Annotated in this window: 26 protein-coding genes; 14 read left to right on the top strand and 12 right to left on the bottom strand. The window is 69.4% G+C overall.

Features of this window, described 5'->3' with window-relative positions:
• Positions 1-10: 10 nt before the first annotated feature.
• From ACIPSJ_RS42070 to ACIPSJ_RS42080, 3 genes are all read right to left on the bottom strand, one after another.
• Positions 11-958, bottom strand: a complete 948-nt coding sequence (locus ACIPSJ_RS42070) for an NADP-dependent oxidoreductase (RefSeq protein ID WP_401353931.1) — start codon at positions 956-958, stop codon at positions 11-13.
• A 63-nt stretch (positions 959-1,021) separates the two neighbouring features.
• Positions 1,022-1,318 carry a DUF2218 domain-containing protein gene (locus ACIPSJ_RS42075; protein ID WP_401353933.1) on the bottom strand — a complete coding sequence of 99 codons (297 nt, stop codon included), beginning with the start codon at positions 1,316-1,318 and terminating at the stop codon, positions 1,022-1,024.
• A gap of 54 nt (positions 1,319-1,372) precedes the next feature.
• A complete protein-coding gene (locus ACIPSJ_RS42080; RefSeq protein WP_401353935.1) occupies positions 1,373-1,948 on the bottom strand; it encodes a GTP cyclohydrolase in 576 nt (191 codons plus the stop codon).
• Positions 1,949-2,126: 178 nt separating this feature from the next.
• Between ACIPSJ_RS42080 and ACIPSJ_RS42085 the strand changes: the two genes are divergently transcribed.
• Together ACIPSJ_RS42085 and ACIPSJ_RS42090 are read left to right on the top strand one after the other, a co-directional pair.
• Positions 2,127-2,606, top strand: coding sequence for a MarR family transcriptional regulator (locus ACIPSJ_RS42085; RefSeq protein WP_362589331.1), 480 nt, complete (start codon positions 2,127-2,129; stop codon positions 2,604-2,606).
• Positions 2,607-2,676: 70 nt separating this feature from the next.
• The gene (locus ACIPSJ_RS42090; protein ID WP_401353937.1) at positions 2,677-2,976 is read left to right on the top strand and encodes a DoxX family protein; all 300 of its coding nucleotides are present in this window, start codon (positions 2,677-2,679) and stop codon (positions 2,974-2,976) included.
• A gap of 21 nt (positions 2,977-2,997) precedes the next feature.
• On the opposite strand, the gene ACIPSJ_RS42095 is transcribed toward ACIPSJ_RS42090, so the two are convergent.
• Positions 2,998-3,369, bottom strand: a complete 372-nt coding sequence (locus ACIPSJ_RS42095; RefSeq protein ID WP_401353939.1) for a DoxX family protein — start codon at positions 3,367-3,369, stop codon at positions 2,998-3,000.
• A 412-nt stretch (positions 3,370-3,781) separates the two neighbouring features.
• Between ACIPSJ_RS42095 and ACIPSJ_RS42100 the strand changes: the two genes are divergently transcribed.
• The gene (locus ACIPSJ_RS42100) at positions 3,782-4,255 is read left to right on the top strand and encodes a TetR/AcrR family transcriptional regulator C-terminal domain-containing protein (protein WP_401353941.1); all 474 of its coding nucleotides are present in this window, start codon (positions 3,782-3,784) and stop codon (positions 4,253-4,255) included.
• Between the two features lie 79 nt (positions 4,256-4,334).
• On the opposite strand, the gene dacB is transcribed toward ACIPSJ_RS42100, so the two are convergent.
• From dacB to ACIPSJ_RS42115, 3 genes are all read right to left on the bottom strand, one after another.
• Positions 4,335-5,672: a D-alanyl-D-alanine carboxypeptidase/D-alanyl-D-alanine-endopeptidase gene (dacB, locus tag ACIPSJ_RS42105; protein WP_401353943.1), complete on the bottom strand. Its 1,338-nt coding sequence runs from the start codon at positions 5,670-5,672 to the stop codon at positions 4,335-4,337.
• A 154-nt stretch (positions 5,673-5,826) separates the two neighbouring features.
• The gene (locus ACIPSJ_RS42110; protein ID WP_401353945.1) at positions 5,827-7,299 is read right to left on the bottom strand and encodes an APC family permease; all 1,473 of its coding nucleotides are present in this window, start codon (positions 7,297-7,299) and stop codon (positions 5,827-5,829) included.
• Between the two features lie 51 nt (positions 7,300-7,350).
• Positions 7,351-8,064, bottom strand: a complete 714-nt coding sequence (locus tag ACIPSJ_RS42115; RefSeq protein ID WP_401353947.1) for a FadR/GntR family transcriptional regulator — start codon at positions 8,062-8,064, stop codon at positions 7,351-7,353.
• A gap of 214 nt (positions 8,065-8,278) precedes the next feature.
• Here ACIPSJ_RS42115 and ACIPSJ_RS42120 point away from each other — a divergent pair, with 214 nt between their 5' ends.
• Complete coding sequence (locus ACIPSJ_RS42120) at positions 8,279-9,703, top strand: amino acid permease (protein ID WP_401353949.1); 1,425 nt, start codon at positions 8,279-8,281, stop codon at positions 9,701-9,703.
• A 102-nt stretch (positions 9,704-9,805) separates the two neighbouring features.
• Here the strand turns inward: ACIPSJ_RS42120 and ACIPSJ_RS42125 are convergent, their stop codons facing one another.
• Positions 9,806-10,276 (bottom strand): MarR family winged helix-turn-helix transcriptional regulator, encoded by a 471-nt coding sequence (locus ACIPSJ_RS42125; RefSeq protein WP_401353951.1) that lies wholly within the window; start codon positions 10,274-10,276, stop codon positions 9,806-9,808.
• A 90-nt stretch (positions 10,277-10,366) separates the two neighbouring features.
• Here ACIPSJ_RS42125 and ACIPSJ_RS42130 point away from each other — a divergent pair, with 90 nt between their 5' ends.
• The 3 genes from ACIPSJ_RS42130 (at position 10,367) to ACIPSJ_RS42140 (ending at position 13,905) form a co-directional block, all read left to right on the top strand.
• Positions 10,367-11,293 carry an NADP-dependent oxidoreductase gene (locus tag ACIPSJ_RS42130; protein ID WP_401353954.1) on the top strand — a complete coding sequence of 309 codons (927 nt, stop codon included), beginning with the start codon at positions 10,367-10,369 and terminating at the stop codon, positions 11,291-11,293.
• Positions 11,294-11,326: 33 nt separating this feature from the next.
• On the top strand, positions 11,327-12,211 hold the full coding sequence (locus tag ACIPSJ_RS42135; RefSeq protein WP_401353957.1) for a pirin family protein: 885 nt from the start codon (positions 11,327-11,329) through the stop codon (positions 12,209-12,211).
• Between the two features lie 176 nt (positions 12,212-12,387).
• The gene (locus ACIPSJ_RS42140; RefSeq protein WP_401353959.1) at positions 12,388-13,905 is read left to right on the top strand and encodes an amidohydrolase family protein; all 1,518 of its coding nucleotides are present in this window, start codon (positions 12,388-12,390) and stop codon (positions 13,903-13,905) included.
• Between the two features lie 48 nt (positions 13,906-13,953).
• Here ACIPSJ_RS42140 and ACIPSJ_RS42145 read toward each other — a convergent pair whose 3' ends face one another.
• Positions 13,954-14,607, bottom strand: coding sequence for a class II aldolase/adducin family protein (locus ACIPSJ_RS42145; RefSeq protein WP_401353962.1), 654 nt, complete (start codon positions 14,605-14,607; stop codon positions 13,954-13,956).
• A gap of 331 nt (positions 14,608-14,938) precedes the next feature.
• Between ACIPSJ_RS42145 and ACIPSJ_RS42150 the strand changes: the two genes are divergently transcribed.
• Positions 14,939-15,889 carry a nuclear transport factor 2 family protein gene (locus ACIPSJ_RS42150; RefSeq protein WP_401353964.1) on the top strand — a complete coding sequence of 317 codons (951 nt, stop codon included), beginning with the start codon at positions 14,939-14,941 and terminating at the stop codon, positions 15,887-15,889.
• 281 nt (positions 15,890-16,170) lie between these two features.
• Positions 16,171-16,407 carry a TetR/AcrR family transcriptional regulator C-terminal ligand-binding domain-containing protein gene (locus ACIPSJ_RS42155; protein WP_401353966.1) on the top strand — a complete coding sequence of 79 codons (237 nt, stop codon included), beginning with the start codon at positions 16,171-16,173 and terminating at the stop codon, positions 16,405-16,407.
• Positions 16,408-16,432: 25 nt separating this feature from the next.
• Here the strand turns inward: ACIPSJ_RS42155 and ACIPSJ_RS42160 are convergent, their stop codons facing one another.
• The gene (locus ACIPSJ_RS42160; RefSeq protein ID WP_401353969.1) at positions 16,433-16,888 is read right to left on the bottom strand and encodes a MarR family winged helix-turn-helix transcriptional regulator; all 456 of its coding nucleotides are present in this window, start codon (positions 16,886-16,888) and stop codon (positions 16,433-16,435) included.
• Between the two features lie 266 nt (positions 16,889-17,154).
• Here ACIPSJ_RS42160 and ACIPSJ_RS42165 point away from each other — a divergent pair, with 266 nt between their 5' ends.
• Both ACIPSJ_RS42165 and ACIPSJ_RS42170 read left to right on the top strand, forming a co-directional pair.
• Positions 17,155-18,690, top strand: coding sequence for an aldehyde dehydrogenase family protein (locus ACIPSJ_RS42165; protein ID WP_401353971.1), 1,536 nt, complete (start codon positions 17,155-17,157; stop codon positions 18,688-18,690).
• Positions 18,691-18,748: 58 nt separating this feature from the next.
• A complete protein-coding gene (locus ACIPSJ_RS42170; RefSeq protein ID WP_401353974.1) occupies positions 18,749-19,708 on the top strand; it encodes an amidohydrolase family protein in 960 nt (319 codons plus the stop codon).
• Positions 19,709-19,962: 254 nt separating this feature from the next.
• On the opposite strand, the gene ACIPSJ_RS42175 is transcribed toward ACIPSJ_RS42170, so the two are convergent.
• Positions 19,963-21,198 (bottom strand): cytochrome P450, encoded by a 1,236-nt coding sequence (locus ACIPSJ_RS42175; protein ID WP_401353975.1) that lies wholly within the window; start codon positions 21,196-21,198, stop codon positions 19,963-19,965.
• A 37-nt stretch (positions 21,199-21,235) separates the two neighbouring features.
• On the bottom strand, positions 21,236-21,982 hold the full coding sequence (locus ACIPSJ_RS42180) for a PDR/VanB family oxidoreductase (RefSeq protein ID WP_401353978.1): 747 nt from the start codon (positions 21,980-21,982) through the stop codon (positions 21,236-21,238).
• A gap of 751 nt (positions 21,983-22,733) precedes the next feature.
• Between ACIPSJ_RS42180 and ACIPSJ_RS42185 the strand changes: the two genes are divergently transcribed.
• The 3 genes from ACIPSJ_RS42185 to ACIPSJ_RS42195 all read left to right on the top strand — a co-directional run bounded on the left by ACIPSJ_RS42185 (position 22,734) and on the right by ACIPSJ_RS42195 (position 26,644).
• A complete protein-coding gene (locus ACIPSJ_RS42185; RefSeq protein ID WP_401353981.1) occupies positions 22,734-23,888 on the top strand; it encodes a sugar ABC transporter substrate-binding protein in 1,155 nt (384 codons plus the stop codon).
• 102 nt (positions 23,889-23,990) lie between these two features.
• The gene (locus ACIPSJ_RS42190; RefSeq protein ID WP_401353983.1) at positions 23,991-25,559 is read left to right on the top strand and encodes a sugar ABC transporter ATP-binding protein; all 1,569 of its coding nucleotides are present in this window, start codon (positions 23,991-23,993) and stop codon (positions 25,557-25,559) included.
• Entirely contained in the window at positions 25,556-26,644 is a 1,089-nt protein-coding gene (locus ACIPSJ_RS42195) for an ABC transporter permease (protein ID WP_401353985.1), read from the top strand. Before ACIPSJ_RS42190 ends, ACIPSJ_RS42195 begins: the two co-directional genes overlap by 4 nt.
• Positions 26,645-26,653: the final 9 nt, after the last annotated feature.

Consider the following 26,653-nt stretch of genomic DNA (forward strand, 5'->3'; position numbering starts at 1 on the left):
GGCCTGCGGCTCAGAGCAGGATCACCGTCTTGCCGCGGGCGTGACCGGAGCGGGCGCGGGTCACGGCGGCCGGCGCGTCGTCCAGCCGGATCTCGGCGTCGAGGGTGACGCGGAGCTTCCCGGCGGCGGCGAGGTCGGCGAGGGCCGTCAGTTCCGCCCGGCTCGGATCGTTGGAGAGGTTGACGCCGTGGATCTCCCGGGCGGCGAGCGCGTCGGGGTCGGTGGCGTGGTTGGTGCTGACCAGCCGGCCACCGGGCTTGAGCAGGTCCGCCAGGGGGCCGATGTCGCCGCCCGGGCGGGTGACCAGGTCGAGGACCGCGTCGATGCCCTCGGGATGGGCGGCCAGCACCTGCTCGGCCACGGCAGCGGAGGTGAAGTCGACGGTCTCGTGGGCGCCGAGTTCACGCAGCCGGCCGGAGACGTCCGGGGCGGCGGTGGCCCACACCCGGGCACCCTCGTTGACGGCGAACTGTATCGCCGACTGACCGACGCCTCCGGAGGCGCCGTTGATCAGGACGATGTGCCCGGTGTCGAGCCGGGCGGCCTCTATCGCCTGGTATGCGGTGACGCTCGCGGTGGGCAGGGCCGCCGCGACGCCGAACGGCAGATCCTCCGGCATGCGGGCGATCGTGCCGTCCTCGGCGACCACGGCGTACTCCGCGTACGAACCCCGGCCCCGGGCGACGTTCATGAACTGCCCGTAGACGGTGTCGCCGGGGCGGAAGAGGTTCACACCGGCACCGATGCGCTCGACCACGCCGGCCCCGTCGGAGCCCATGACGAGCGGGAAGCCGTGCTCGACGACATCCCTGAGGGCTCCGTCGGCGACCTTCCAGTCGAAGGGGTTGAGCGCGGCGGCGTGCAGGCGGACCAGCAGCTCGCCGGGGCCGGGGTCCGGTACGGGCAGTTCCATGAGGGTCGGCTCGGTGCCGAAGCCCGTGACGACCACGGCCTTCACGGCGGTACCTCTTTCTCGCGTGCTGGGAGGGGACTGAGGGGGTAACAGGGGTGACAGGGGCCGTCAGCCGTCGGTGGGTTCGTCCCAGGTGACGGTGAGTTCGTTGCGGCGGCCGAAGCGTTCGAGATGGCTCGTCACCACGTTCTGGATGGCCGTGAGCGTGGTCGCGTCCGGTGAGGTCACGCTGATGAGGAGGTGGTCGTCCGCGGGCTTGAGGACGACCTCGGACGCCTGGAAGGACAGCCGGTGGCCGCCTTCGGGAGTCTCCTCGACGGGGATCTTGCGGCCGAAGTGCGAGGCGAACTGCTTGGCGTAGCGGGCCGCGGCGTCGGTGGTCGTACGGCCGAGGGAAGTGGGCACGGTGGACTCCGGTTTCGAGGGGGGGACTGCTTCAGTGGCGTCGGGCGGGGCGGGTCAGCCGGCCAGTCCGAGGACGTGTGGTGCCGTCGAGGGCCTGGAGCGCAGGTAGCTGACGTTCCTGCCGGTGGTGACGGCGCGGATGGGCCGGACGAAGCGCACGTCGATGCCGAGGCAGCGCAACCGGCGGGCCTCGTCCGGGTGGTCGGTGAGCAGATCCGGCTCGGTGACGCCGAGCGCGGCGAGCATCTGGGCGGCCGCGGCCGCGGTCGAACCGGGGCCGTCCCCGGTGGGTTCCACGCCGCAGCCGACCTGGCGCAGGTACAGCAGGACACCGCCGGTCCCGGCGATGATCCGGGCCGCCTCGCGCAGCCGCAGGGCGCAGTCGCAGCGTGCCGATCCGAACACGTCGCCGACCAGGCACTCGGAGTGCAGCCGCACCAGCGGGGCCGACGTCGTGGCGGCGCCGCCGAGGACGAGGGCCACATGGTCCCTGCCGTCGGCCAGGCCGTCGAAGGTGACCAGCTCGGCGGTGACCTCGTGGCCGTCGGCCGGCCGCAGGGGAGTCGCCGTGCGGGTGCGCACGGAGGCGTCGAAGAGGTGCGTACGGGGGGTGGGAGGGGTGGGGCTCATGGTTGCTCCGGCGTCTGCGGTCGACACTGCTTCACATCACTGTTTCAAATTTGAATCGATGGAGTGACCGTACCCCTCGCGGCTTCAAATTTGAACTACCTGCGGAGTGTTGCTTCGGTCACAGGCGGGCCGGCTTCCCAGGGTTGGTTCGAATTTGAACTCTCTGTAAGCTGGCGGTATGGCTGAGCCCAGGTGGTTGAACGAAGAGGAGATGCGTGCCTGGCACGCCTTCCTCGGGGTCGCGGCGTTGCTGGACCGCCGGCTGGATCAGCAGCTGAAGGAGGACGCGGGAATCACGCACCTGCAGTACGAGACCCTCGGGCGCCTCGCCGCGGCTCCCGGCGGGGAGCTGCGCATGAGTGTGCTCGCCGACGTCCTGTACAGCTCCAAGAGCGGACTCACGTATCAGGTCACCCAGTTGGAGAAGGCGGGACTGGTGCGCCGCCGGTACTGCGAGGAGGACGTGCGCGCGGTGTACGCCGTCCTCACCGACGAGGGCCGACGCATGCTGGAGCGTGCCGCTCCGGGGCATGTCGCGCTCGCGCGGGAGGCGTTCATCGACGTCCTCACCCCGCAGCAGCTCTCGGTTCTCGCCGACGGCCTGGACGAGGTCGCCCGGCGGATGCAGGGCGGCGAGGGTGCTGCGGCGGTGAAGTAGTCCCGACATCGGGCCCTTGATTCAAATTTGAATAACCCGCTAGCTTCGCGGTTGTCCAAATCTGGAAATCGTGCGGAGCGGAGAGCGACTGGCCTCCGTCTTCGGCTGGGTCGAGGACTTCCCCGATGCCGTGGTGAAGGGCACCGGACTGCTGGACGGGCTGGTCGGTCTCGGCCTGGTCCTGCCCGCCGCGACCGGCATCGCCCCCGTCCTCGTCCCCTGGGCCGCCGTCGGCGGGGTCCTGCTGGCGGGGGGCGGCGCCGTCGTACACCTGCGCCGGTCCGAGACGGCACAGGTGGGCGGCAACCTCGTCTGGGTCGTGCTGCTCCTCGTGATCGCGTGGGGCTGCTTCGGGGCGTACGCGTTCTGAGGTGCCGAGCCCGCGGCGCGTTCAGAGGGACAGGGAGAGCGTGGCGATCGTGGCCGTCGCTGTCAGGCCCAGAACGATGGGGCCCATCGCCCCGCCGCGGGCCTTCGGGTCGGCGTAGTCTCCCGCGCGCCCGTGATAGGCGACGGCGCCGACGAAGACCAGGACCAGGCCGATCGCGGCGGCGATGCCCAGCGGGCGCCAGAAGACGCCGATGACCAGGCCGACGGCGGCGGCGATCTCGGCGAGACCGATGAGGGGCACCAGTCCGGCTCTCACCTTGAGGTGATCGCGCAGTTGGGTCGGCACGCTGCCCTTGTCGAGCACTTTGGGGAATCCTGCACCCGCGGCGGCGAAGGCCAGCAGGATGCTCAGGACGTCAGCGGCGATGTTCATCGTTGATTGACTCCGATCGTTTCTTGGGTCGTTGGAGGGGCGGCGCGGGGTCGGCGTCAGGCGACGCGCGGGGCGATCTTGCCGCGGACGCGGCCGGCGGTGAGCAGGTCGCGGGTCCGGTGGACGGTGACGTCCTTCATGGGGGTGCTCCTCGCGTGCACGGGCCTGCGGCCCGATTTCCATGACGCGTCATTCACTCTACATGATGCGTCATGTATCGCATCGGATTCCGGCCCGCGCCGGACAACCCGGGGTCAGGTGACCGCTGCGGAGGTGCGGAGAGCCGTCAGAGGGCTTCGCCGTCGGCCGACGCGTGCGGGGCGGCGTCGTCCTCCGGCAGCGCGGGCAGGGTCGCGGCCGTGATCAGGTCGAACAGCCAGCGGTGGCGGACGCACGGGGCACGGACCTGCGCATGTCCGGACGGCAGCGCAAAGAGCAGATCATGAAGGTGGCGGCCGGGCTGTTCGACACGCGCGGCCACCAGGACACCTCCATGGAGGCCATCGCCCAGCAGAGCCGCCTCGACGACGGCGGGCTGGCGCCCCGCGAACTGCTGCTCGCGATCATGACGGACCCGGTGTCGCTGATGGAGATCCACCCCGGTCATCTGCGGGTGTTCTTCGAGCACTTCCGGGAACTCCCGGAGCAGGTCCGCGAGGAGATCGCCGGGAAGCGCGACCGCTATCTGCGGATGCTCGTCGACGTCCTCGAACGCGGCGTCGCCGAGGGCGAGTTCCGGGTCGCCGACCCCGGACTGACCGCTCTCGCGGTCCTCGGCATGTGCAACTGGACCTACCAGTGGTTCCGGCCCGGCGGAAAACGCGACGCGGCCGAGGTCGCCCGCTACTTCTACGGCACGCTGCTCGGCGGCATCGGCGAGCGCTGACCCCTGCGAGGCCCGGCGCTGCCTTCGCAGGCCTCCGGAGCCGCCCGAGCGGGGCGGCTCCGGATTTCGTTCGGCGGTGTTACGCCCAGCAGCCGTTGACCGTGGCGGCCAGGCCGTCCAGGGCGTCCTTGGTGTCTCCCGGGGCGGCGGTCGAGTTGTTCTCGATGAAGGAGAAGATCTTCCAGGCTCCGTCCTGGGCCTTGGTCAGGCCGCTCAGGGCGATCGCGCCGGTGAGGGTGCCGGTCTTGGCCTTGACCTTGCCGACGGCGCACTGCGAGTCCGCGGTGTCGAACCGGCCCCACTCGGGGCCCAGCGTGGAGCCCGCCTCACCGGCGACGGGGAGGCCGTCGATGATGGACTTCAGGGTCTGGCTGTAGCGGGGGTCGTCGGCCACGTCGAGGATGTCGGCGATGGTCTGCGCCGGGATCCGGTTGGCACGGGACAGGCCGCTGCCGTCGTGGATCTCGAAGTTGTCCAGCGAGACGCCGTACCCGGTGAGGACCTGGCGTACGACCGCCGTGCCGTCCTCGAAGGTGGCCGGGCGGCCGGCGGCGAGCGCGGTCGTCCGGAGCAGCGTCTCGGCGTAGTCGTTGTCGCTGACCTTGAGCATGTGCTTCACGAGGCTGGACAGCTTGTCGGATTCGTGCCGGGCCACGGGCACGTCGTGCGTGCCGGCCGTGCCGTGGGTGACATCCCCGGTGACGGTGACGCCCCGGTCGGCAAGGAGCTTGGCGAAGGTCTGCCCGGCGTCCACGGAGGTGTCCGTGACGTGGTGGCCGTCGACCACCAGCGCCCGTACCGGTGCGATGGAGTCGGGGTAGTAGCCGTCGTTCCAGCCGGTCGCGAGCGTCGGCTCGGGGAAGAGACTGTCGTCGACCTGGACCTTCACCGACGTCAGTCCCGCGTTCTTCAGCCCGGCGACGGCGGTCTTGGCGAGGGCGTCGAGATCGTCGGAGGTCAGGGAGCGGTCGCCGCCGCCGACGAGGGTGAGGGTGCCGTCGCCGTAGACGACCTTGGTGGTGAAGCGGTGGTCGGGGCCGAGGACCGTCAGAGCCGCGGTGGCGGTGCCGAGCTTGGTGTTGGAGGCGGGCATCAACGCGGTGGTCGCGTCGTGGCCCCAGACGGTTCTGCCGGACTTGGCGTCGATGACGACACCGCTGACCGTGCTGCCCAGGCGGGTGTCCTGGACGCGGGTGTTGAGGTTGTCCGCGATCCGCTGCTCGGCGGTGTCGAGCGTGGTGGCGGTGGTCTTGGCGACCGCCTTGTCGGCGGCGAAGGCGGACGTGCCGGTCAGGATCGTCCCGGCGACCGGGGCGGTCACCGCGAGCACGACCGCCCGGCGGAGTGCCGGGTTGGGCGCCTTGGCCTTGCGGTGACGGCCGCCGGCGCGGACGGATGTGGGGAAGCCGATGGGCATGGGGGAACCTCGGTGCGCTGTGCTGGCTGCGGGGGGTACGAACAAAATCTTGAAAGTAAAAGTAACAGCGCCGACTTGCCCTACCGGTGGGTTTTCCGTGAAGAAGGGCAGACCTGCGAGACCGCAGGTCACCTGACCCGACCGCCCCCGGGCGTCACTCCGCGTCGGCGACGACCGATCCCACGCGCTGGGCCAGGTGCGGGTCGCGGCGCACCAGGAGGGCGGCGTAGCCGAGCGAGGCGAGCAGGGCGGCCAGGGCCGCGTACGGGAACCAGTTGTACGGGGCGGGCTGGCCCGGCTTGGAGAGGTAGTAGAGGGGGACGAGGATCGCCAGCGTGCCGATCGCCGGGAGCAGCAGGTGCCGTACGGGGTGGAACTCCTGCGGGCGGTAACGGTGGTAGTAGAACGGCAGGGCGATGTTGGAGGCCAGGTAGACCAGCAGGATCAGGATGGCGCCCAGGCTGGAGGACTCCGTGAAGAAGGCCACCGGGTCCATCGGGCCGCCGTCGCCGAGGAGATGCACCAGGCCCCAGCCGCCGATGATCAGGAGCGCGGTGACGGTGAAGGTGACGATCGCGTTGTTCGGGGTGCGGCGGGTGGGGTGGACGTAGCCGAAGAAGGACGGCAGGAGTCCTTCCCGGCCCGCGTTGAAGATCAGCCGGGCCTGGGAGTTGATGCCCGCGATCAGTACCCCGAGGGTGGAGGTGAGGCCGCCGACGTAGGCGAGGGCCGCCAGCGCGCCGAGGGTGTCCTGGGCCACGTCGATGAACGGGATGGGGGAGTCGCCCAGGCGCCGCACGTCGTAGCCGAAGCCGGTCACCGTGGCGTAGGCGAAGAGGATGTAGCTCACCGTCATGATGGCGACGGAGGAGAACACGGCCCGGCCGACGTTGCGGCGCGGGTTCTCGGTCTCCTCGGCCAGCGCCGCCGAGTTCTCCCAGCCGACGAAGAGGAACACCGCGATCGGGAAACCGGCCGCAAGCCCCTGGAGGCCGTGGGTGATGTGCCCGGGCAGGAACGGGGCGGCGGACAGGCTGCCGCGGTGCTGGACGATGGCGGCGGCCGAGACCACGACGAGGACCAGCATCTCCACGGCGAAGAAGTACCCCGCCCACTTGGTGGAGACGACGATCCCGCGCAGCATCAGGACGACCGACACCCCGGTCAGCAGCAGCGTCCAGATGATCCAGGGAAGGTCCACGCCCGTGTAGTGGTGCAGGGTGATCTGCACGAAGCCGCCGGAGATCGCGATGACGGAGGCCATCGCGATGATGTAGCCCAGTCCGGCCAGCAGGGCGGTGGTCACGGCGCTGACCGGCCCGAAGGTCCGGCCGACGAACGTGATGAAACTGCCGGCCGAGGGGTGGGCCCGGGAGAACTCGGCGAGGGTGTTGCCGAGCAGGGCCACGGCGACGCCCGCCGCCACGATGGTCAGCGGGGAGGCGACGCCCGCGGTGGTGGCCAGGAAGGCGAAACCGAAGAAGAAGCTCATGGCGGGGCCGACGTTGGCCATGGTGGCGGCGGCGATGTCGGCCATGCCGAGGACGCCGCCGCGCAGCCGCTGGGGTGCGCTGCGGCCGGGGGGACCCGATGCCGGCTGACGGCCGACAGCTGCGGAATCGGGCATGGCACGAACTCCTTCGGGGCGTGTGCGAGCGATACGGGGCACGGGGGTGTGTCAGGCGGGGCCGGCATGCCGGTGCGCCTTCACCGCGGCCACGGCCGGGGCCATCTCGGCGCGTCCGAGCTCGTGCAGGAGATCGGCGTGATGGCGGTTGCGGGCCTGGACCACCTCTGGGCCCGGCGCGGGCAGCAGCAGGCACTGGCGGCCGAGCAGGTCGGCGGTGAACTCGCGGATCCCCGGGCCGCCGAGCGCCTCCGCCAGGTCGAGGTGGAAACGTGTCTCCAGTTCCTGGAGCCGGTCGGGTACGTCGGTCCGGTCCATCTCGTCGACCAGCGCCCGGAGCCCGTCGAGACGGCCGTCCGGGATGTCGCCGGCCGCGTGGGAGACCAGGCCGCACTCCAGGAGCAGGTGGAAGGCGTCCAGTGAGGCGGCTTCCGCCGGGTCGTGCAGCGCGGCGACGACGGTGTGCCAGTCCCGTGCCACGAAGGTGCCGCCCGACCTGCCCCTGCGGCGGTCCAGCAGGCCGTCCTGGCACATGCCCTCCAGGGCCCGGCGCACGGTTATCTCACCGATCCCGAGCTCCTCGGCGAGGACGCCGGCGTCCGGCAACCGGTCGCCCGGTGCCTCGGCCTTCAGCCGCACCCGCAGGGCGATCCGGGAGCGCACGAGTTCCGATCCGGTCAGCGCGCGACCGGGCAGGGCGTGGCTGTCCAGCGCGCCGGGGCCCGGTTGACTGTACGGGCCGAACTTGCCCGCTGTATTCACCACGACGCCACCCTAACGGCGACCTTGCTGAAGGTTCGTGCACGAGGGCTCCCCGGGGCCGGAGCGGAGCGACGGATCGTCGGTGGCAGCGAAGACGCTGCTCAACGCTGAAGCGAAAAATAGAGCAAGGTGAACATTTAAACAAGACTGTTTTTTTGGATCGCCCTGAACTAATTTTCGTGCTCGCTCTGGTCCGCACTCCCCGATGGATGTCGAGATGACCACAACCCTCCCCGCAAGCCCGCCCACCGAGTCCGGCCTGAAGGCGGGACTGAAGAACCGTCACCTGTCGATGATCGCCATCGGCGGTGTCATCGGCGCCGGCCTGTTCGTCGGCTCGGGCTCCGGCATCGCCGCCGCCGGCCCCGGCATCCTCGTCTCGTACGCGCTGGTCGGCGTCCTCGTCGTCCTGGTGATGCGCATGCTGGGCGAGATGGCCGCGGCCAACCCCACCTCGGGCTCGTTCTCCGCCTACGCCGACCGTGCCCTCGGACGCTGGGCCGGCTTCACCATCGGCTGGCTCTACTGGTTCTTCTGGGTCGTGGTGCTGGCGGTCGAGGCCACCGCCGGCGCCAAGATCCTGGCCGGGTGGATACCGGCGGTCCCGCAGTGGGGCTGGGCACTGATCGTGATGGTGGTGCTGACCGCCTCCAACCTCGCCTCGGTCAGCTCCTACGGCGAGTTCGAGTTCTGGTTCGCCGGCATCAAGGTCGTGGCCATCGCCGCGTTCATCGTCCTCGGCGGTCTGGCCCTGTTCGGGCTGCTGCCCGGCTCGGACCACCCGGCCTCGGGCTTCTCGAACCTCACCGCGCACGGCGGCTTCCTCCCGCACGGTCCCGGAGCCATCCTCACCGGCGTCCTGATGGTGGTCTTCTCCTTCATGGGCAGCGAGATCGTCACCCTCGCGGCCGGCGAGTCCGCGGACCCCCGCGGAGCGGTCACCAAGGCCACCAACAGCGTCATCTGGCGCATCGCCGTCTTCTACCTCGGCTCGATCCTGATCGTCGTCTCACTGCTGCGCTGGGACGACCCGGCGATCCTCAAGGACGGCTCCTACGTCGCCGCGCTCAGTTCGATCGGCATCCCGCACGCCGCGGAGATCATGAACGCCATCGTGCTCACCTCGGTGCTGTCCTGTCTCAACTCCGGCCTGTACACCGCCTCCCGCATGGCGTTCTCCCTCGGCGGCCGCAACGACGCCCCGGCCTCGTTCGCCCGCACCACCCACCGGGGCGTGCCCCGGACCGCGATCCTGGCCTCGGTCGTCTTCGGCTTCGTCGCGGTCGCGTTCAACTACCTCTGGCCGGACACCGTCTTCCAGTTCCTCCTCAACTCCTCCGGCGCGATCGCCCTCTTCGTCTGGCTGGTCATCTGCTTCTCCCAGCTGCGCCTGCGGAAGATCATCGAGCGTGAGGCCCCGGAGCAGCTCGTCGTGAAGATGTGGTTCTACCCGTACCTGACCTGGGCCACCATCGCCCTGATCACCTTCGTGCTGGGCTACATGCTCACCGACACCTCCAGCGGTGGCGGCCGCGACCAGGTGGTTCTGTCCACCCTGGTGGCCGTGGGCGTCGTGGCCTTCGCCCTCGTCCGCCGACGGGTCACCGGCGGGGACAGGGAGCGCGGCACGCTCCCGAACTGACGGCCTGACGACGCGATCCGGGAGGGTGCGGTCCGATTGCGGATCGCACCCTCGCGCCGCGTCGTCGTCGTGCTCCTGTCGCCCGCGGCCGGGAAGGCCCCGCTAGCTCTGGCCGGTCCGGTCGACGTCGGTCAGGTGGCTGACGAGCCGGCCGGTCAGTTCCGCGAGGTGGGTCACCTGCTCCGCCGACAGGGCGTCGAAGACCATGGTGCGGACGGCCTCCACGTGTCCCGGGGCCGCCTCCTCGATGGCGGTGCGGCCGGCCGGGGTGAGCCGGAAGGTGGCGCCGCGCCGGTCGGTCAGACACTCCTCCCGTTCGACCAGGCCGCGCCGTTGCATCCGGCTGAGCTGGTGGGACAGACGGCTCTGCTCCCAGCCGAGGGTCGCGCCGAGATCCCGGGCGCGCAGCCCGTCGCCGGGCCCGTCGTGGAGACGGCCGAGCACCTCGTAGTCGGCGAGGGAGATGCCGTAGTCGTCCTGGAGCTGGCGCCCCAGCACGGTCTGGAGTTGGGAGGTGAGGTGCATCAGCCCGCGCCAGGCCTGCTGCTGCTCGGTCGATAGCCACTTGGTCATGGGCCCAGTCTACCGGAATGCATGATGCGTCATGTATGTTGCATGACGTGTCATTCAATTATCGGGTGGCCCGGCAGACCAGGAGCGATCATGAAGGCCTTGACCGTCACCGCGTTCGGTGCGCGGCCCCTGCTGCGGGACGGCGTCCCGGAACCGGCCGTGGGTCCAGGACAGGTCCTGGTCCGGGTCCGGGCGTCATCGGTGAACTGGCTGGACGCGGACATCGCCGCCGGTCTCCTCGCCGACCAGGTCCCGCACGGGCTGCCCGTCACCCTCGGCCGCGACTTCGCGGGGACCGTAGAGGCGGTGGGGGAGGGCGTTCGTTCCGTCGAGGCCGGCGACGAGGTGTTCGGGGAGATTCCGGCGCGCGAACCCGTCCGCGGGGCGTGGGCCGAACTCGTGGCGACCGGCGAGCACACGCTCACCCGCAAACCCGCCCGGCTCGGCATGGCCGAGGCCGGTGCCGCCGCCCTGGCGGGCACCACGGCCGTCATGTCCGTCGACGCGCTGGAACCGGTGCCCGGCGACACGGTCCTCGTCGTCGGTGCGACGGGCGGAGTCGGCAGCGTCGTCGTACAGCTCGCCCGCGCGGCCGGCGCCACCGTCCTCGCGCCGGGCCTGCCGGAGGACGCGGAGTACCTGCGCGGCCTCGGCGTGAGCGTCGTCCTCCCGCGCGGCGGCGACGTCCGCGCCGCGGTGCGCGCCCTGCGTCCCGACGGCGTGGACGCGCTCTTCGACGCGGTCACCGCCTACGAGATCACCCCGTACGCCGAACTGGTCCGGGACGGCGGCCGGATCGCCTCCCCTACGGACGCGGCGGGCCACGGCCCCGGACGCACCAACATCATGCACGGACCCTGCTCGGAGATCCTGCGACGTGTGGCGCGGTACCTCGTCGACGGCACCGTGACCGTGGGCATCCAGCAGACGTACGACCTCACCGAAGCGGCCGAGGCGCTGCGGGCCCTGGCCACCCGTCACACGCGCGGCAAGATCGCACTGCGCGTCGCCGCCTGACCCCTGCCCTTCCCATCCCACCGGAGCAGCACCATGAACACACCGCTGGCGGGTCAAAGGACCCTGGACCGCATCACCGAGAAGCAGCGACTGGGCCCCGACGCACAGGTCGACGACAAGGCCCTCGTCTTCGTACCGACCGACCCGGCCCTGACCGACCCGTTCCTCGCCCTGGTCGAGGACTGGTTCTCCACGCCCGGCTTCGAGTGGCACCCCCACCGTGGCCTGGAGACCGTCACCACCGTCGTGGACGGTGTCCTGGAGCACGGCGACAACCTCGGTCACGCCGGCGCGCTGGAGGCCGGGGAGGTGCAGTGGATGACCGCGGGCCGGGGCATCATCCACCGGGAACTCGCCTACCGCGACGAGCACGCGCACGTCCTGCAGATGTGGCTCAACCTCCCGGCCGGGAAGAAGATGACACCGTCGCGGTACCAGGACCTCACCCTGGCCACCATGTCCCGGGTGCGGGCGCCCGGCGTGCGCATCGACGTGCACGCCGGCACCGTCGACGGCGTCACCGGCACCGCCGACACGCACCACCCCGTGCAGGGACTGGTCGCCACGCTCGACCCCGAGGCCTCCTACGATCTCGAAGTCCCCGCCGAGCACCGGCTGTTCGCCCATGTGATGGACGGCCGTCTGCTGGTCGGCGGGCAGGAGCTGCGCGCCGGCCGGACCGGCTGGTCCGACCCGGTCGCCGGTCCGGCGACCACGACCCTGCAGCTCGCGGCCGTCGACCCGGACAGGCCCGCCCGGGTCATGGTCTACAGCGGCACCCCGCTGCGCGAGTCCGTCGCCGTGGGCGGCCCGTTCGTGATGAACACCAAACTGGAGATCACCAAGGCGTTCACGGACTTCCACGCCGGCGACTTCGGCCCGGTCCCGCGCATGGCCCGCATCGCCTACGACCGCTGAGTCGCGCGGGCGATCGGGCGTCGGCCGTCCCGTCCGGGCCGCCGACCGTACAAGGGCCCTACAGCCACGTCCACGAGACCCAACACCCTCTTTTCCGCCTCGGACCCAACACCCTGTTTTCCGCCTCGGCGACAGAGCCGGGGTCGGCAGCGCACGATTCGGAGTACATCATGGACATGACAGATCGCGCGTTTGCGGGATCCGGTGCCGGTTCGGCCGGCCGGGGCGGACCGCGGACCGGCCGACGGCAGGTGCTCGCCGGTGCGGCGGCGCTCGGCGCCACCGCCCTGGCCGCCGGTGCCGTCACCGCGACCCCGGCCGCCGCGGCCCCCGGGCCGCGCACCTTCCCCGCCGGCCGGCCGATCCTCTTCCGCGGTGCCACCGTGGTCACCATGGACCCGCGCCGAGGAGTCCTCCACGACACCGACGTGCTGGTGCACGGCACCGACATCCAGGCGGTCGGAAAGCACCTGTCGGCGCCGCACGGAACGACGGTGGTGGACACGGCCGGGGCGCTGCTCCTGCCCGGCTTCGTCAACACGCACCAGCACATGTGGCAGGCGGCGCTGCGGGGTGTGGGCGCGGACTGGACCCTGGCTCAGTACTACAACACCATCATCATGAAGTGGGGGTCGCTGTTCCGGCCGCAGGACATCTACGCGGCCAACTACATGGCAATGGTGGAGTCGGTCAACGACGGTGTGACGACCACTATGGACTTCTCGCACGGGCTGTTCACCCCCGAGCACGCCGATGCCGCCGTGGACGCCCTGTTCGCCGTACCGGGACGGGCCCGGTTCGGCTACAGCAGCCTGGCGCCCGACCTCGGCTGGGTCTACGACGGGCGCGTCGACAAGATTCTCAAGGAACGCTTCGCAAGCTCCGACCAACTGGTCACCATGCAGCTGGCGTTCGACATGTACACCATCACCGACGACGCCCGCCGGGCCCTGAAGCACACCCGCGACCTCGATCTGCCCCTCAGTACCCACACGGGCCTGTACGGGTTCGTCGGTGACGACAACATCCGTTTCCTGCAGGACAACGACGCGTTGTCGCCGACGACCACCCTGGTGCACGCCGCCACGCTGAGCGACGACTCCTACCGGCGCATCGCCGACGGCGGCGCCTACATCTCCCTGTCGGCCGAAAGTGAACTGAACGCCGGGCAGGGCTACCCGCCCAGCGGTAAGGCACGCGAGTTCGGCATCCCGATCTCGCTGTCCCAGGACACGGTGATCTGGTGGAGCGCCGACATGTTCTCCGCCATGCGCGCCACCCTCAGTGCCGACCGGGGGCTCGCCCACCTGCAGGCCCACCAGGCGGGCAAGTCGCTGTCCAGCAACGCGCTGCGCGCCCAGGACGTGCTCGAATACGCAACCATCGGTGGCGCGCGGACCCTTGGCCTGGACCGCCTCATCGGCTCGATCACGCCGGGCAAGCGCGCGGACCTCGTGCTGCTGGGCCGGTCCAGCCCCGCCATGTCGGTCGTCAACAACCCGGCCGGACACATCGTGTTCCAGGCCGGCCGCGGTGACGTGGACACGGTGCTGGTCAACGGACGGGTCCTCAAGCACCGGGGCACACTGGTCGGGGTCGACCTCCAGCGGGCCCGGCACCAGGTCCAGCAGTCCCTGGAGTACCTGCGCTCGAAGATCCCGGCCAAGGAGTGGCAGCAGGCGATGGGCGCGTGAACGGGTGCCCTCGGGCGACTCTCCGTGTTCCTCGGTTCCCGGCTCTCGTCAGCGAGTCACCTCCGTGCACCGTGGCCGCTCCACGCACCGTGCCGGGTCCGCGCGCGGTCGCGACGGCAATACATCCGGCGCAGGCGCACCCCGGACGCCGCGGCTTTCCGTACGAGGTAGTGGTACCCGGCGCGGATCTGTTCCGGTGGCCAGACCTCGGCCTGCTTGAGCCGCAGCTCCTCGTCGTCGGACCACAGCACGGGGTGGCCCGCGGCCATGGCGCGCAACTGCTGTGCACAGGCTGCCGGTGCGGGTGCAGCGGGGGACGGGCGGCAGCGCGAACTCGACGCCGTCGTGGGAGAGCGCCCGCAGCGGTACGGCCAGGGAGGCGAAGGCGGTGGCGGCCGCTCTGTGGGTGTGGACGACGCTCCCCACGTCGGGGCGGGCCGCCATCACCTCCAGGTGGATGGGGAAATCGATGTGCCGCCTGCCGGTGCCCGCGACGACAGTGCCGTCCCGGGCCACCAGCACCACCCGCTCCGGCGTGACCTCCTCGAAGCCCCAGCCGGAGGCCTTCATCCAGGCGCCGTGGCCCGCCGGGTCGCGCAACGAGGCGTGTCCCGAGACCAGATCACTCCGACCGGCCGTGGCCAGCGCGTTGTCGCCCACCGCGACCTCAGCGGCGAGGCCGGCGTCGTCATCCGCCGGCACGGGCGTCCTCGGGCTCGGAACGCGGGTCCTGCCGCCGTCCGGTGCGTCGGCGTGCCGTCGACGGTGCCGTGAGACCGGCGCCGACCTTGAGCGCGGTCAAGGGGCCATCGCCGCAAAGGACATGCCACCGGAGGCGGTGCGGCTGGAGCGACGAGGAGACTGCCCGCCGGACACGGTCGGTCCGGCTCGATGGAGGGCGGCTCAGTCTGTCGTCGGCGGTGAGACGCACCTCCCGGGGATGAGTGTTCAAATTTGAACTCGTGGGGTAGCGTAAGCGTTGAGTTCAAATTTGAACTCAACGCCAACTCATCTTGCACAGAGGTCAGTGATCATGAACAGTTGGACCCGTACCGGTCTTGTCGCCGCCACCACTTCGCTGGTCGCGCTGTCGGCGCTCCCCGTCGCGCAGGCGAACCCCTCGGCCTCTGCCGTCGTCGCGGTGAGCCACGGCCATGGCGAGACCACCCACAGTGCGGTGGCCGAGCGGCAGAAGCGGGCGGTACTCAACCTCCTCGCCGCCTATCACACCGGTGACCAGTCCGCCTTCGCTGTCATCAACGCCAAGAAGTTCATCCAGCACGACCCCCGGGTCGGCGACGGCCTCTCCGGCCTCAAGACGTGGCTGGCCTCGATCCCCAAGGGACAGATCTCCGTGAAGCCGGTGCGCGTCCTCGTCGACGGGTCGTACGTCATGGTCCAGTCGGACACGAAGCTGCCGACCGGTCACACCACGTCCTGGGACATCTTCCGCTTCGAACAGGGCAAGATCGTCGAGCACTGGAACACCCGCCAGCCCGCCGCCGGCCCGAACGGCGCGGGACACACGGAACTCGACGGGCCGGCCAAGGTGACCGACGAGAGCCGCACCAAGGCCAACAAGAGTCTCGCCTGGACGGCCATGGCGACGGTCTTCATGGGGGGCGACTTCTCCCAGTACGGCGAGCCGATCTGGAAGGCGGACACCTACGCCCAGCACAGCGAGGGCATCCAGGCCGACGGCATCGCCGGCAGCAAGCCCCTGCTGAAGTCGCTCGTCGACTCCGGCACGCTGGTGTACGCCAAGATCGACAAGGTGCTCGGCGAGGGCAACTTCGTCCTGGTCGTCGGCCAGGGCAGCTACCAGGGCACCCCGTACTCCTTCTACGACTTCTTCCGCATGTCCAAGGGCCAGATCGTCGAGCACTGGGACGTCCTGGAGCCCCTGACCCCGGCGGACCAGGCGAAGAACGCCAACGGGCAGTTCGGCTTCCCGCAGGACCCGCTGTCGCCGGCCGGGCGCTGACACATCGTCCGTGGTCGCTGCCGGGGGGACCGGCGGCGGCCGCCCGGGTTCCAGGGGGCGTCCGGGGGTCGGACGCCCGCGCCGGGGCGGCCTTTCCGGCCTCGTTCCCGGCGGTGTCCTGCTCGGCGGTCCGTGGCACCGTACGAGCGGCAAGGCGGTTGTCCTGGAGGGGCGGACTGAGGTGAACGGTGCGGAAAGCTGGCCGAACTCTCCATCGAGCGCGTCGCCCGCGAGGCCGGGGTCGGCAAGGCGGCCATCTCTGGGGCGCTTATCACGCGAGCGTGGTGGCACCCCGGCGCGGCCTCGCGCTGGACATCCTGCGGCGCGGGCAGGCCGACAGCGAGCTGCGCGGCGACGTCGACCTCGAACTGGCCGTCGACATGATCGTCGGCCCCCTGCTCAGCCGCCTGCTCCTGAGTCCTGCCACCGCACTGAGCGAGGCGGACACCGAACTGTCCGTCGACGTCCTCCTCGAAGGGCTGCGGCCGGTCGACTCCGGTCCTGCCCCGTCGCGTTGACCGGGCGCGTGGCCGGCCGGCGCGCTCAGCCGTTGCCGGCCGTCTTGGTCACATGGTTGAGCAGCCCCCGCAGCTGCGCGGTCTCCTCCGGCCCCAGACCGTCGGTGACGAGACGCTCGATGTCGGCGATGACCACGTCGGCCGCGCGCAGCGCGTCGAGTCCGGCCGAGGTGAGGTGCAGTTCCTCCACATGCTGATGGCGCGGGTGCTCCCGTCGCTCCAGGTATCCCCGGTGCTCCAGCCGGATCACCAGCGACCCGACGGCCTGACGGGTCACGTTGAGCCGCCGGGCGAGCTCGGAACGGGTCAGCCCCGGTTCGGAGTACACCGAGATCAGGAGCGTGTAGTGGGCTGCTTCCATCCCGAGCGGACGCAGTCGCTGCTCCTTGAGGGCCGTCACCGCCAGTTCGGCACGGCGCAGCACCCAGATAACCCTGTCCAGCGCATGGGGCCCGGCGGGCTCCTCGTCGGTTCGCGTCACTGCCGAAGGATAGGGCACTCCCATTTCCTGTAAACCGCTATCCTTGTGTCAAGCTATTGACAGCAGTAGCGCGGTTGATAGTCTGGCGCTCATCACGACCCCCTTCGACAGCATCGGTGCGAGTCGTACCCCCGCAGGTGCCGGTCGTCCCGGCACCCTGCCCTCTCGCACTCACCTCACCACCGTGGTCGACATCCCGTCTGGCAGCCCGTCGTCGCGCCCTGCGCGCCGGTCGTGCGGACGATCGTAGGAAAGCAGGAGAAACAGTGGCCAACAGCACTCCCGTGACCACGCGTGACGGGGTCATCGGATACGACGGCACGGAGATCGTCACCATCGACCAGGCCACCGGCGCCGAGTTCGCGAAGTACGCCGTCGCGGGCCAGGCGGAGGCGGAGGCCGCCGTGGCCGCCGCCCGCTCGGTCACCGGAGCCTGGTGGGACCTCGGGTTCGAGGGGCGCGCACGGCGGCTGCGCGCCTGGCAGCGGGAGATCGCGCTGGGCGGTGAGGAGGCCGCCGCGCTCATCCACGCGGAGAACGGCAAGCCCCTCGACGAGGCCCGGGTCGAGGTGCTCGGCATCCTGGAGCAGCTGAACTACGCCGTCGAGAACGCCGAACGCGTCCTCGGCCGGCGGGATGTCCCGAGCGGCCCGACGGCGTCCAACCAGGAGGCCTGGATCGAGTACCAGCCCTACGGCGTCGCCGCCGTCATCGGTCCGTGGAACTTCCCCCTGAACACCCCGGGTGCGATCGTCGTCTCCGCGCTCGCGGCGGGCAACGCCGTCATCCTCAAGCCCAGCCATGTCACCCCGGGCGTCGCGGAGTGGCTCATCGGGACCTGGCGGCGCGCGGTCCCGGACCTGCCGGCCGTGCTCCAGCACCTCAACGGATACGGCGCCACCGGCCAGGCGCTCATCGCGGCCGGTCCCGACAAGGTCGCGTTCACCGGGAGCGTCGCCTCGGGGAAGGCGGTGGCCGCCCAGTGCGCGGGGACTCTGACCCCGGTGCTGCTGGAACTCGGCGGCAACGACGGCGTCATCGTGGCCGAGGACGCCGACCTTGACGAGGCCGCCGCGCATGTCGTGTGGGGCTCCCTGCAGAACACCGGGCACGGCTGCATCAGCCTCGAAGTGGCCTACGTCGTCGAGTCCGTCCACGACGAGTTCGTCGAGAAGGTCGCCGAACTCGCCCGGCAGGTACGCGCCGGCAGCGGCGACGACGCCCAGATCGGCCCCGTTCCACTGCCCTCCCAGGTCCCCGTCATCCGGGAGCACATCGCGGACGCCCTCGAACACGGGGCGACCGCAGTGGTCGGCGGCCTGGCGGCGGTGGGGGAGCGCTATGTCTCGCCGACGATCCTGGCCGGGGTGCCCTTCGACGCCCTCGCGGCCAACGAGGAGACCTTCGGACCGACCCTGGCCATCACCAGGGTCGCCGACACCGACGAGGCGGTCTCCCGTATCAACGCCGGCCGGTACGGCCTGGGCAGTGCCGTCTTCAGCCGCGACCGCGGTGCGGACATCGCCCGTCGCCTCCGCGTCGGAATGACCAGCATCAACGACGCCCTCGTGTTCTCGATGAACTCCGGGCTGCCCTTCGGCGGCCGCGGCGACAGCGGCTACGGACGCAAGCACGGCGACGAGGGACTCCGCGAGTTCGGCTACCCGCACTCCTTCACCGCCAAGACCGGCCCCGCCCAGTTCTCCGCCTCGAAGTTCGGCAGGCCCGCGGGCGCGATGGCGGGAGCCCTCGCCGGGGTCCGCAAGAGGTTCCTGGCCGAGAGCGGCGAGCCGACCGACTGACCGGCTCCCGGTCACCGTGCAAGCCGATCCGTCGCAGATCCGACTGGAGGCATTCGACATGCGTATCGTTGCAGTGGAAGAGGCTTTCTCGTTGCCCGGCTCCATCCGCGAGGAAGCGGAGTTCCACGAGCGTTCCCCGGCGCCGGAGTCGATCAGGGAGTGGTTCCGGCGGCTGCCGGACCTGGCCGAGCTGCGGCTCGCGGACATGGACGCCAACGGCGTCGACATCCAGGTTCTCTCCTTCACCTCGCCCGGCGTGGAGGCCGTCAAAGACCCCGCTGAGGCGGTGGCCGCCGCGCGGCGGATCAACGACCACCTGGCCAAGGCGATCGCCGAGAACCCGACCAGGTTCGCGGGCTTCGCCGTCCTCCCGCTCCAGGACCCGCAGGCCGCGGTCGTCGAGCTGCGTCGGGCGGTCGAGGAACTCGGGTTCAAGGGCGCCCTGCACAACGACCATGTGCACGGGCACTACCTCGACGAGCCGCAGTTCAGGCCGGTATGGGCCGAGCTGGAGCGCCTGGGGGTGACGCTGTACCTGCATCCCGCCGTCATCGCGGCCGACAACTGGCGCGTGCTGGAGGGGTATCCCATGCTCAACGGACCGACCTGGGGGTGGACCGCGGCAACCGGCGCCCACGCGCTCCGGATCATCTACGGCGGTGTGTTCGACGAGTTCCCGGGCGCGTCGCTGACCCTGGGTCACATGGGGGAGCTGCTGCCCTTCCAGGCGTCCCGGCTCGACAGCCGCTCCGTCCAGGTCCCGCCCGCGCTCAAGCCGCAGCACCTGCCCTCGTACTACCTGCGCAACAACGTGTACGTGACCACCAGCGGGGTCTTCTCGCACGCCGCACTGCTCGGGGCCGTCCACGCGGTCGGCATCGACCGGGTGCTGTTCGCCATCGACTACCCCTTCGAGTCCAGCGCCGAGGCCGTGGAGTTCCTGCGCACGGCACCGTACGCCCCCGCCGACCTCGAACGCATCGCACACGGCAACGCGGACCGCCTCCTCCGGCTGTGACCCGGCAGGCTCGCGGACCAACGAACGCCGGCAAGGACATCGGGGCGACGCATCCGACCGGATCGATATTCAGTGAGCAAGCCAAAGAATATCTGCATCCGAATACTTGACAGCGAGGTCCGGATGCTCGTTCTCAAGGTGCGACCGAGCCGCAGACACAAGTTCATCGGTGGTGTCCGCCTGGAGGAACTCTCCGCAAGGACAATGCAGACGCGTTTTCCTCGGATTGTAGGGCGAGGTGACTGAACCGTCGGTCACGGCAGGCCCCCCAGCAGGATGGGGACCGAGATCATCCCTGCCACGTGGCTGGGGGTCCAGACGGACGGCGCGGCTGGATCGAGTTCGAAGTCGGGCAGTTCTTCGAGGAGGGTCTTCACGACCGCTGCCAGTTCGACGCGTATCAGGTTTGCACCCAGGCAGCGATGCGGACCGAAGCCGAGCGCGAAAGCCCTGTTGGGTGTCCGAGCCGGATCGAAGGCGTCGGGGTCGACGAACTCCCGAGGGTCACGGTCGATCAGGGGCAAATAGGGAAACACCTTTTCGCCGGCCTTGATTTTGACGCCTCCGATCTCGGTATCGACCGTAGCCGTCCGCGCCGCACCCGATGCGGTGCTGAAGAAGCGCAGACTTTCGTCGATGAACGTGTCGTAGAGATCGGGATCGTCGAGGAGCCTTCTGCGCAGCTCGGGGCGTTGGGCCAGCAGCCAGCCGACGTCTGCGAGAAGAAGTGATGTATTTTCGATGGAGCCCAGTATGAATACGGCGAAGAAGTCTATGAGATCGTCGTGGGTGAGCGCCTCCCCGTCGACCGCGCCAGAATTGATCAACTCTGACATGATGTTCGCGGTGGGATTTTGACGATGTTCCACAAGCAGCTGGTCGAATCTGGCCTTCATCTCTTCGAGATCGGCCGAATTGTCTTCCCCGAGTGCACTGCTGTGCGTGATGGCGTGGACCCACGCCCCGAACTTGTCCGCTTCCTCCAACGGCAGACCGGTCAGTCGTGCGACCACGGTGTGGGCGAAACGAGTGGCAAGGTCCGCGGCGAGGTCGGCACGCTCACCCGACGAGAACCGAGAGATCAGGTGCCGCGCGTCGGTCGCGAACTCATCGTACATTCGCGCGACGGTGGAGGAGGAGAAGGCCTCGTGCACCAGCCGTCGGTATTTCATGTGCCGCGCACCGTCGTAGCCGGTCAGCATCTGTGGGCGCCCCGACGGCATCACCCAGGGCGGGACAATCGGAACTTCGCCGTTCTCGAAGGTTCGAGGGTCACGGAAGACTGCTCTGGCTTCCTCCCATCCGGTGATCAGCCAGTAGCCGCCGTAGCTCTCGCACCAGCTGACCCATCGGCCTTCCGCGGCGACCGCGTCACGAAATGAATTCAGGAAGTCGAAGGGTGTGCCATCGGGCCCGATGGGCACGTTGTAATGGTCGAAGTTCCGGTAGAACTCATCGGCGGTCGAGGGCCGCGTTGAGGTGTCACTCATTTTTCTCCCCTTCTTCGGTCCTGCTTCGTGTTTTTTGTCAGAGCTCGATCCGTACACGAGATGTACCGGCTGCGGCTCGGGAAACGCAGAGCATGATGCGCGAATTCTCTGCCTTTTCCTCGGGGCTCAGGACGACGTCGCGATGGTCAATCTCACCGGACAGCACGGGCGTCTCGCAGGTCCCGCAGGTACCCTCCCGGCACGACGAGAGCACAAACACTCCCGCGTCGTCCACGACATCCAAAGCCGTTCTCCCGGCAGGCACTGTCAAAGTGATCCCGGTGTCGACGAGTTCGAGCTCGAAGGCCCGGTCGTCCTCCTGGGGGTTCGCATCGCCATGGAAGTGTTCGATGTGCACCTTTCGCCCCGCCGTCTCGGCGGCGGTCCGCACGCCGTCGATGTACGAGGTCGGTCCGCAGCAGTACACCTCGGCCCGCGGATGTGCGGAGATCACGCTCGCGCAATCCATGCGCGTCCTTCCGGAGGTCTCGTGTATCAAGACCCGCTGTCCGTAGCGGCTCCGGAGGGAAGACGCGTAGACCATGGTCTCCGCCGACTTTCCGGTGTACACAAGATTCCAAGGGCGCCCCCGCCGTTCCGCTTCCTCGATCATCGACAAGAAGGGCGTTATTCCTATGCCGCCGGCGAGAAAGAGGTACTCCGGGGCTTCTTCCAGGGGAAAGAGACTGCGGGGTTCGGTGGCTTCGACAACATCCCCCACGGCGAGTTCGTCGTGAATGTACACCGAGCCGCCCCTGCTGCCGGCCTCTCGCAACACTGCCACACACCATTCACCGTGCGATGAGGACGGTACGACCGAGTATTGGCGAGAGATTCCGTTCCGCAGCGTGACCTCGACATGCGCGCCCGGTTCCACCGGGGGCAGTTCCCCGGCCTCCGAAACCAAGTGGAGTTCGACAACGTGTGCTGTGAGTGTTGTCTTTTCGGCAACGCGCAGCCTGATTCTTTCGACGACTTGACCCACTTCGCGCCAGCCTTCCTGGTGTTGGTCCTGCGAGATCCGTCGCTTCGTGCCTTTTTCGAGTCCCTGTCTCGGCGGCCGAGGAGTGGAGGCCGAACGCGGCGCAGGGCTGCTGGGGCCGGTTTCCCGACGGCTCTTCCCGCGAACACCGTCTCGTCGGCGCGAGCGTGGCGCTCGATGTGGACCGGATCCACCGCAGACAGCGGTTGGTCGAGAGGCGACGTCATCGTGCACTCCTTGCGATGCAGGATCGTACACGATTTCAGATATAGTGTCCAGGGTCACTCTCGTGACGTCCCTGTTGGCGCCGCGATGCGGGGGCAAGCTCCACTGCCGGTCAGGGCACTTCGGTCCGTCCTTGGCGTCGATGTCCCTTTTGTCTTCCAAAGACATATATGACGATGGATCGCTCGATCGTTTCAACCCCTCGGCGGCGACAAAAGGGAATAAGAAATCATGCACGGAATCATATACGATGACGTCACTCATGGGTTACGCTCCCCTCCAGCCCAGGACGCGTGTGATCGGGCTCACGCACCATGGAGGTCAGGCAATGAACATCCCAACCCGTCGGCTGCTCGCTCTGGTAGGAGCCGGCCTCGCCTTCTCGCTCGCCGCGTGTACCACCTCGACCGGCGCCGGCAGTGACGGCTCCGCGTCGGCCGCGGCGTCCGACTACAAGCTTCCCGCAGCCGCGCAGACCGTCCTCGACGAGGCGATGAAGGCCCCCACCTGGACTCCTCCGAAGACGTCCCCCAAGGCGGCGAAGGGCAAGTTCGTGGTCAGCATTCCCTGTGCCGAGGCGGCCGTCGGATGCGCCAGACCGGGAGACGCCTTCCTTCGGGCGGCCAAGGCCCTCGGCTGGCGTACCCAGCTCATCGACCCCGCCGGTGACCCCAAGAAGACGCAGGCGGCGCTGAAGCAGGCCCTGCAGCTGGGGGCGAACGGAGTGTGGATGCCCGGCGGCACCGTCGAGGCCGTCGGCACCGACCTGCTCCAGCAGATGCGCAAGGCCGGCGTCGCCATGTTCACGCTCGGCGGTCGCTCGCAGTCGCTCGGTCCGTCGGCCTGGAGCGGCATCATGAACAACGACTACGGGCTGAGCTCTCCGGCTCTCGCCGCCTACGTGGCCAAGGACAGCGGCGGCAAGGCCAAGGTCCTGATGGTCAACGACTCGGAGTTCCCCGATGTCGCCAACGGCGTCAAGGTCTTCGAGAGCAAGCTCGGCGAGTACTGCCCCAGTTGCAAGATCTCCCAGCGGCTGGACTTCTCGATCACCGACATCTCGACGACCCTCCCCTCCCGGGTGAAGGCGATCCTCCAGGCCCACCCCGACATCAACTACATCTACGCCCCCTACGACTTCGCGGCCACGCAGATGTCGACGGCCCTCGCCCAGGCGGGTCTGGCCGGCAAGGTGAAGATGGTCGGGGCCGACGGCAACCCGCAGAACATCCAGGCGATCAAGGACGGCACCCAGACGGTGTCGTACGCCCGTCCCTCGGAACTCATGGGCTGGGTCGTGGCCGACCAGATGAACCGTCTCTTCAACGGTCAGCCGACCATCAACGACGCCGCCGGGTTCCAGACCGAGGACTACCCCACCCAGCTGCTCGACAAGTCGAACCTGCCGACGGACGTCGCCAAGCCCTGGGACGCGGGGATCGACTACCAGTCCGACTTCAAGAAGCTCTGGGGTGTCGGGTGAGCCGCTGAGGCCCCGGCCCCGGGCGGGGATCGAGTGCTCGCCACGGCGATCCCCGCCGGCTTCCCCCCTCCCGTTCACCGATGTCACATGGGAAGGCAACTGATGTCGGAACTCAGTCCGGTCGGCGGCGCGTCGCGTCCCGAGCCCGCCTTCGGCGGTCTCGTCGTCGAAGACCTGTCCAAGACGTTCACCGGAACCAAAGCGCTCGACGGGGTGACGGCCCACTTCCCGGCGGGCCGGATCACCGCGCTCCTCGGCCAGAACGGCTCGGGCAAGTCGACGCTGATCAAGATACTCGCCGGGTTCTACCACCCGGACGCCGGCGGCCGGATCACCGTCGCGGACCGTGAGGTCCCGACCCCGGTCGCGCCCAGGCGGGCACATGACGCCGGACTCCGCTTCATCCACCAGGACCTGGGCCTGGTGGAGAGCCTCACGGTCGAGGACAACTTCTCGTTCGTGAACGGTTTCGGCACCGGTCTGGTCGGGCCGATCCGCCACAAGGACCTCCGCCGGCGGGTCCAGCGGTCCCTGGACGACTTCGGCGTCGAGGTCTCCCCGCGCGCGCTCGTCGCCACGCTCTCGCCCACCCAGCGCACCATGGTGGCGATCGCGCGGGCCTTCGCGGACGACGGATCCGGGGGTCCGATCGCCGATCGCGTGCTCATCCTCGACGAGCCGACCGCCTCGCTGCCCGCAGGCGAGGTCCACACCGTGTTCCGGGCCCTGCGCCAGGCACGCGACGCCGGCGCGACCGTCGTGTTCGTCAGCCACCGCATCGACGAGGTGCGGGAACTGGCCGACCGGCTGGTCGTGCTGCGCGACGGCAAACTGACCGCCGACCGCGATCTGGGCGGGCTCGGTGTCCGGGACATCGTCAACCTGATCCTCGGGCGGGAGTTCACCCGGGTGCGGGCGGAGCGCCGCGAGGTGTCCGGCGACATCGTGCTGCAGTGCCTCGGACTGCGGGGGCGGCGGCTTCAGGGCATCGACCTCTCCGTACGCAAGGGCGAGATCGTCGGTGTCACGGGCCTGCTCGGGTGCGGTCGCAGCGAGCTGACCCGACTGGTCACCGGCGCTCAGACCGTGTCGTCGGGGAAAGTGCTCCTGAACGGAGCAGCGATGTCCTTCCGTTCCCCGAAGGACGCGATCAAGGCCGGTGTCGCCTCCGTCCCGCAGAACCGGCGTGCCGACGGCTGCATCCCCGCCATGAATCTGCGCCAGAACATCACGCTGAGCGATCTCGGACCGTTCTGGCGGGGTGGCCGCCTGCGGCAGAAGGAGGAACGCACGGCCGCCCGCTCCGCCGTCGAGAGCTTCGGCATCAGGCCCGGGGTCACCGAGAAACCCCTGTCGAAGTTCAGCGGAGGGAACCAGCAGAAGGCCGTGGTGGCGAAGTGGACGCGTATCGCCCCCAGGGTTCTCGTCCTCGACGAACCCACCCAGGGCGTCGACATCGGCGCCAAGCAGGAGATCGCGCAGATCGTCACCCGGCTCGCCGACGACGGCGTGGCCGTCCTCGTCGCCTCCAGCGACTTCGAGGAGCTCGTCAATCTGTGCGACCGCGTCCTCGTGCTCAACCGAGGACGCCTCGTGGCCGACGTCCCGCGCGAAGAACTCACGGAATCACATCTGACCGTACTGTCCACAGGAGAGGGAACCGAGCGATGAGCGACACCAAGCGGGACCAGGACCCGGCTCCGCCGACCGAGCGGACGTCCGTGGTCGTCGTCGAAGAGGCCGGCACCGCACCGGCCGGGGTGGCCGCCGCCGGTGCGGTGCCGGCCGAGCCGGTCAGGCGCGGTTCGTCGCTCACCGACCTTCTCGCCAACTACGGCGTCTTCCTCTTCCTGGTGCTCCTCAGCGTCGGCTTCAGCATCGCGCAGCCGGACCAGTTCCCCACCACCGAGAACCTGCGAGTGCTGCTGGGGGACAACGCGGTACCGGGACTGCTGGCCCTGGCCGTGGTCATTCCGCTGGCGGCGGGCGAGTTCGACCTCTCCGTCGGCGCCACGCTCGGCTTCACCTCGATCCTCACCGCTCAACTGACCATCCACGGCACACCGGTCGGCCTGGCCATCCTGCTGGCCGTGCTCGTCGGAGCGGTGGTGGGCGCCGTCAACGCCGTGCTGGTCGTCGGCATCGGCGTCAACGCCTTCATCGCCACCCTGGCGACGGCCACCGTGCTCTCCGGACTCAATCTGCTGGTCACCGGCGGACGAACGCTGTTCGAGGGCATACCCGACAGCCTCAAGGAGATCGCGAACAGCAAGGTCCTGGGCATCGACCTCACGGTGTACTACTTCCTGATCGGGGCGCTGATCCTCTGGTACCTGCTCGAACACACCCCGTTCGGGCGGCTGTTGAGAGCGACGGGCATGGGCCGGGAAGCGGCCCGCCTCACCGGTGTGCGCACCTCGTCCTTCCTGGCCGGCAGCTTCGTCATCGCCGGCGCCATCGCCGGGCTGTGCGGAGCACTGCAACTGGCCCGCGTCGGATCGGCGACCGCGTCCATGGGACCGGAGTTCCTGCTCCCGGCGTACGCGGCGGCCTTCCTCGGCTCCACCACCATCAAGCGCGGCCAGTTCAACATCTGGGGCGCCGTGGTGGGCACCTTCCTGCTCGCGGTGGGGATCACCGGCCTCACCTTCGCGGGCGCCCCCTTCTGGGTGCCGAACGTCTTCAACGGCGGCGCCCTCATCATCGCGGTCTCCGTGGCCGTTCTGGTCGGACGCCGGGCCGGCGACACGACGTAGACCACACCC

Origin of the sequence: Streptomyces sp. NPDC090088 (assembly GCF_044747345.1) — a bacterium.
In the GTDB taxonomy this organism is placed as follows: domain Bacteria; phylum Actinomycetota; class Actinomycetes; order Streptomycetales; family Streptomycetaceae; genus Streptomyces.

What these genes read in the sequence shown, in the direction of transcription:
- ACIPSJ_RS42080 (WP_401353935.1), bottom strand. Translation starts at nt 1,948, where the DNA reads ATGAGCCCCACCCCTCCCACCCCCCGTACGCACCTCTTCGACGCCTCC.
- ACIPSJ_RS42085 (WP_362589331.1), top strand. Translation starts at nt 2,127, where the DNA reads ATGGCTGAGCCCAGGTGGTTGAACGAAGAGGAGATGCGTGCCTGGCAC.
- ACIPSJ_RS42095 (WP_401353939.1), bottom strand. Translation starts at nt 3,369, where the DNA reads ATGAACATCGCCGCTGACGTCCTGAGCATCCTGCTGGCCTTCGCCGCC.
- ACIPSJ_RS42100 (WP_401353941.1), top strand. Translation starts at nt 3,782, where the DNA reads ATGTCCGGACGGCAGCGCAAAGAGCAGATCATGAAGGTGGCGGCCGGG.
- dacB (WP_401353943.1), bottom strand. Translation starts at nt 5,672, where the DNA reads ATGCCCATCGGCTTCCCCACATCCGTCCGCGCCGGCGGCCGTCACCGC.
- ACIPSJ_RS42110 (WP_401353945.1), bottom strand. Translation starts at nt 7,299, where the DNA reads ATGCCCGATTCCGCAGCTGTCGGCCGTCAGCCGGCATCGGGTCCCCCC.
- ACIPSJ_RS42120 (WP_401353949.1), top strand. Translation starts at nt 8,279, where the DNA reads ATGACCACAACCCTCCCCGCAAGCCCGCCCACCGAGTCCGGCCTGAAG.
- ACIPSJ_RS42125 (WP_401353951.1), bottom strand. Translation starts at nt 10,276, where the DNA reads ATGACCAAGTGGCTATCGACCGAGCAGCAGCAGGCCTGGCGCGGGCTG.
- ACIPSJ_RS42130 (WP_401353954.1), top strand. Translation starts at nt 10,367, where the DNA reads ATGAAGGCCTTGACCGTCACCGCGTTCGGTGCGCGGCCCCTGCTGCGG.
- ACIPSJ_RS42135 (WP_401353957.1), top strand. Translation starts at nt 11,327, where the DNA reads ATGAACACACCGCTGGCGGGTCAAAGGACCCTGGACCGCATCACCGAG.
- ACIPSJ_RS42140 (WP_401353959.1), top strand. Translation starts at nt 12,388, where the DNA reads ATGACAGATCGCGCGTTTGCGGGATCCGGTGCCGGTTCGGCCGGCCGG.
- ACIPSJ_RS42150 (WP_401353964.1), top strand. Translation starts at nt 14,939, where the DNA reads ATGAACAGTTGGACCCGTACCGGTCTTGTCGCCGCCACCACTTCGCTG.
- ACIPSJ_RS42170 (WP_401353974.1), top strand. Translation starts at nt 18,749, where the DNA reads ATGCGTATCGTTGCAGTGGAAGAGGCTTTCTCGTTGCCCGGCTCCATC.
- ACIPSJ_RS42175 (WP_401353975.1), bottom strand. Translation starts at nt 21,198, where the DNA reads ATGAGTGACACCTCAACGCGGCCCTCGACCGCCGATGAGTTCTACCGG.
- ACIPSJ_RS42185 (WP_401353981.1), top strand. Translation starts at nt 22,734, where the DNA reads ATGAACATCCCAACCCGTCGGCTGCTCGCTCTGGTAGGAGCCGGCCTC.
- ACIPSJ_RS42190 (WP_401353983.1), top strand. Translation starts at nt 23,991, where the DNA reads ATGTCGGAACTCAGTCCGGTCGGCGGCGCGTCGCGTCCCGAGCCCGCC.
- ACIPSJ_RS42195 (WP_401353985.1), top strand. Translation starts at nt 25,556, where the DNA reads ATGAGCGACACCAAGCGGGACCAGGACCCGGCTCCGCCGACCGAGCGG.